Annotated in this window: 4 protein-coding genes; 1 reads left to right on the top strand and 3 read right to left on the bottom strand. The window is 70.8% G+C overall.

Translation table 11 applies throughout. The annotated features are described in order from the left end of the window. Positions 1-1,284 (top strand): serine/threonine-protein kinase (locus VFS34_12205; GenBank protein ID HET9795213.1); only part of this gene is annotated, 1,284 nt, incomplete at its 5' end. A 159-nt stretch (positions 1,285-1,443) separates the two neighbouring features. Here the strand turns inward: VFS34_12205 and VFS34_12200 are convergent. The 3 genes from VFS34_12200 to VFS34_12190 all read right to left on the bottom strand — a co-directional run. Continuing rightward, positions 1,444-3,243 carry a DegV family protein gene (locus VFS34_12200; GenBank protein HET9795212.1) on the bottom strand — a complete coding sequence of 600 codons (1,800 nt, stop codon included), beginning with the start codon at positions 3,241-3,243 and terminating at the stop codon, positions 1,444-1,446. 83 nt (positions 3,244-3,326) lie between these two features. After that, complete coding sequence (locus VFS34_12195) at positions 3,327-3,590, bottom strand: hypothetical protein (GenBank protein HET9795211.1); 264 nt, start codon at positions 3,588-3,590, stop codon at positions 3,327-3,329. A 40-nt stretch (positions 3,591-3,630) separates the two neighbouring features. Further along, the coding region (locus tag VFS34_12190; protein HET9795210.1) for an alpha/beta family hydrolase at positions 3,631-4,242 on the bottom strand (612 nt) is incomplete at its 5' end.

The following is a 4,242-nucleotide window of genomic DNA, read 5'->3' as shown; positions in this document are numbered from 1 at the left end:
GACCTCGAGACGAGGACCGGCGAAGTCTTCCTCCGTCGCCTCGCGGGGGCGGAACGCGAATGGATCGGGGCCACGGGCGCCGAGCTGCTCGTTCCGCTTCCCGCCTCGGGACGCCTCGCCGGATTCCTGCTCCTGTCGCCGCGCCTCTCCGAAGAGCCGTACGGCGCGGAGGAACGCGAGCTCCTCCATTCCCTCGCCGGGCAGCTCGCGCTCGCGCAGGACTACACGGCGCTGAAGAACGCGTCCCCGCTCCTCGCCACGCCGGCCCCCTCCGCCGGAACGGTCCCGGGGGAGCCGGGCGCGCGCGTGTGCCCGGTCTGCCGCCGCTGCTACCCGGCCGACGCCGAGACCTGCCCTCGCGACGACGCGACGCTCTTCGCCCACGACGCGACGCCGTACGCGATCGAAGACAAGTACGAGCTCCGACAGCTCCTCGGACAGGGCGGGATGGGCGCGGTGTATCTCGCCGTGCAGAAGCGGCTCTCGCGCCCCGTCGCGATCAAGGTGCTCCTCGCGCACCTCCTTCAGGACCGCGAGATCCGCGCCCGCTTCGAGCGCGAAGCGCGGATCATCGCCCAGCTCGTCCATCCCGCCATCGTGACCGTCTTCGATTTCGGCGTGCTCCCCTCCGGGAACGCGTTTCTCGTGATGGAGTACATCGAGGGGAGCACGGTGTCGGCGCTGATCCGGCGCGAGGGAAAGCTCGCGCCGGCGCGGGTCGCCGCGATCCTCACCCCGATCGCGCAGGCGATCGATCTGGCGCACGCGGCCGGCGTCGTCCACCGGGACTTGAAACCGGACAACATCATGGTCCTCGGCGATTCGAGCGCGGCGCGGGTGCCCGCGAAGGTGCTCGACTTCGGCGTCGCCCGCCTCGAAAAGCTGACCGACGAGGCGTCGGAGACGCCGCTCCATCCCACCCGCGCCGGGATGGTCCTCGGAACGGCCGCCTACATGGCGCCCGAGCTCTTCCGGGGCGCGGTCGCCGACGCGCGCTCCGACCAGTACAGCCTCGGGATCGTCGCCTACGAGATGCTCTCCGGCGCCCTTCCGTTCGCCGTCAAGGGCGATCTCGGGGCCGCCGCGCTCGCGCACACGCAGACCCCGCCGGAGCCCCTCGACGAGGTCGTTCCGCATCTCTCCCCTTCCGCGTCCGCCGCGGTCCACCGCGCGCTCGAGAAGGAGCCGGCGAACCGGTTCCCGTCCGTGGAGGCGTTCGTCGCGGAACTCGCCCGGGGAATCGCGTTCAGCGATTCCATACCGACGGTCCGGCGACCGCTGTAAGAGTAGTCGCGAGTCGGGACGCCTTTCGGCGTCCGTCGCGAGTCACGAGTCGCGGGTCACGCGTCACGAGTCGCGAGTTCAGGAGCCTCGAGTCAACACCCGGCCTCGCCTGCTCATTTGACCTTCTTGACTGCAGGCGCGGGTCGGACGCGCCCCCCTCTACGAAGGGAGGACGGCGACCCCGAGCGCCCCCGGACCGCCGTGGGCGCCGAGCACGGGGGAACACTCCAGCACGATCACGTCCGAGGACGGATACCGCTCCCGGATCTCGCGCGCGAGCACTTCCGCTTCCTCGAGCGCATCCGCGTGCACGACGCCGAAGCGCTGCCCGCCGGAGCGCCCGGCCGCCGCGAAGAGGAGGCGCATCATCTTCCGGACGGCGCGGCGGTAGCCGAATCCCATCCCGGCGGACGTCGCCTTTCCATCCCGGCCGACGGTCAGGACCGGAAGGAGGTGGAGGGCGCGCGCGAAGCTTCCCTTCCCCGCCGAGACCCGCCCGCCGCGGACGAGGTGCTCGATCGTGGGCACCGCGACGAAGAGGCGGACGCGGGTTGCCGCGTCGCGCGCGATCTGGGCGGCTTCCTCCGCGGAGGCTCCCTGAAGGATCGCCTCGGCCGCCGCGCGAACGACGAGCCCTTCCGCGATCGACGCGTTCCGCGAATCGACTTCGAGGATCTCGGTGTCCGGAATTTCCCGCGAGGCGTTGACCGCGGCCTGGAACGTGCCCGAGAGCGCGCCGGAGAGGTGGATCGACACGATCGCGCCGTGGTGCTGGGCGAGCGACTCGTAGAGCTGGCGGAAATCGGCGGCCGGAGGTTGCGACGTCTTCGGATACTCCTTCTCCACGGCGAAGCGCGCGTAGAACTCCGAGGCCTTGATCGTGACCCGGTCGAGCGCGTTCTCCATTCCGAAATGGATCCGGAGCGGGACGAAATGGACGTTCAGCTCTTCGAGGAGGGCATCCGGCAGGTCGCACGCGGAGTCGGTGACGATCGCCACGCGCGAAGCGCGGTTCTTGTCGAAGCGCTGCTCGTGCTGTTGCCGCATGTCCTCGACCTTCGTCTGCGCGACGGCGGCGAGCTCGGCGAGCTGGGCGAAGACGATCTCGGGCTCGTTCGTGTGCACGTGGACGCGCATCCGCGACGCCCCGCCCGCCATCACGAGCGAATCGCCCAGCAGCGCGAGCTTGCGGCGCAGGGAGTCGCGGTCGAGCGAGACCCCCTCGAGGAGCGCCTCGGTGCAGAAACGGAACATGATCGACTCGGGCGAGCGGTCGAACGTCGCCGCGGCGACGTTCTCCGGAGGCGCCGGGAGCGCCCGCCGCGCCGCGTCCCGCACGTACCGGACGATCCCCTCGAGCAGATAGACGAAGCCCTGTGCCCCGGCGTCCACGACGCCGGATTTCTTCAGGAGCGCGAGCTGTTCCGGCGTGCGCGCGAGCGAATCGCGCGCGGCGCCGAGCGACTCGGACAGGAGCGTCCCGAAGTCCCGGACCTGCGCGGCTCTCGCCGAGACCGCCTGCGCCCAGTCCTTGAGGACCGTCAGGATCGTCCCTTCCTGCGGCCGCTGGATCGCGGTACGCGCCGATTCCGCACCGTGGACGACGGCCTGGCCGAACTCTCCGGTGTCGATGCGGGCCTTCGGCGGGACCGCTTCCGAAAAACCCGTCAGGAACTGCGCGAGGATCGCGCCCGAATTCCCCCGCGCGCCGGCGACCGCCTCGTCGGCGATCGACACCGCGGCGGCGTGCGCGTCGCGCTCGGTTCCCGATGCCGCGCGCTGCGCGATCCGGGTCAACGTGATCGCGAGGTTCGTGCCCGTGTCTCCGTCGGGGACGGGATAGACGTTGATGCGGTTGAGCGGCTCCGCGCGCTCGGTCACGAACCTCGCGCCCGCGACGACCGCCCGCCGCAGCCGGATGCCGTCGAGGTATCGGATTCCGGGAGCGGCCGCGCTCATCGGGCGAGGGGATCGCTCGTCGTCGAGCCGCTCGCCGTCAGGGGACATCCGGGCTGGCCCTCGGGGCACATCCGCGCTCGCGCTCAGGGCTCGACGGCGTTGATCGGGAGGCCGAGCTTCGCGGTCTCCCGGTTCTTGCGGTAGTCGGCCGCGAGCACCGGGAGGTTGTCGAGATACATCAGGACGACGCCGCATCCCATGCAGGCCCAGGGATAGGCCCGGTTGCGCGCGCCGGAAATCGAGAGAAAGCCGGTCCACGGGGGCATGAACACGAGATGCCAGCTCTTGTTGGACTTGATCATTTCGCCGCCGCAAAGCGGGCATTTCCGCACGACGACGTCCGACATGACGAGGCGAACGATAACACGCGGCCGCAACGCCGCCCCGCTACGCCGCGCGTTCGCGCAGGAACGCCCGCGCCTCCGCAATCGCCAATGCGCGGTTTTCCGCCTCCGTCCGGCCGCTCTTCGCGCGCGGCTTGAACGAATGATCGCCGTCCGGGACCCAAACGACGCGAATCGCGCGCGAGAGGCGGTATCCGGATACCTCCTCGGGGGCGCCGAACGGGTCGCGCGTTCCCTGCAGAACCAGCGCGGGAGTCGCGAGATCCGCGAGGTGCGCCGTCCGGAGCCGGTCGGGCTTTCCGGGCGGGTGGAAGGGATAACCGAAACAGAGCAGTCCCCGGACGCCCGCCGCGTCGGCGACGAGGCTCGCGATCCGCCCGCCCAGCGACTTGCCGCCGATGACGAGGCGCGCCGGGCCGAGCTCGCGGATCGCTTCGAGCCACGCTTCCCGCAGCACGGGCTCCCGGTCGGGCGCTCCCGATTTCCCTCCCGACCGCCGCGCCTGCATGTAGGGGAACTCGAATCGCGCGACGCGATAGCCGCCGTCGGCGATCCCCTTCGCGACGTCGTTCAGGAACGGCGAGTCCATCGGCGCCCCCGCGCCGTGAGCGAGCGCGACCGTCAGCTTCGCGTTCTTCGGGCCGTCGAGGAGGAA

Source organism: Thermoanaerobaculia bacterium, from assembly GCA_035717485.1.
Classification (GTDB): Bacteria; Acidobacteriota; Thermoanaerobaculia; order UBA5066; family DATFVB01; genus DATFVB01.
Note: the sequence above shows the minus strand (reverse complement) of the source record. Positions and strands in the feature narration are given on the sequence as shown.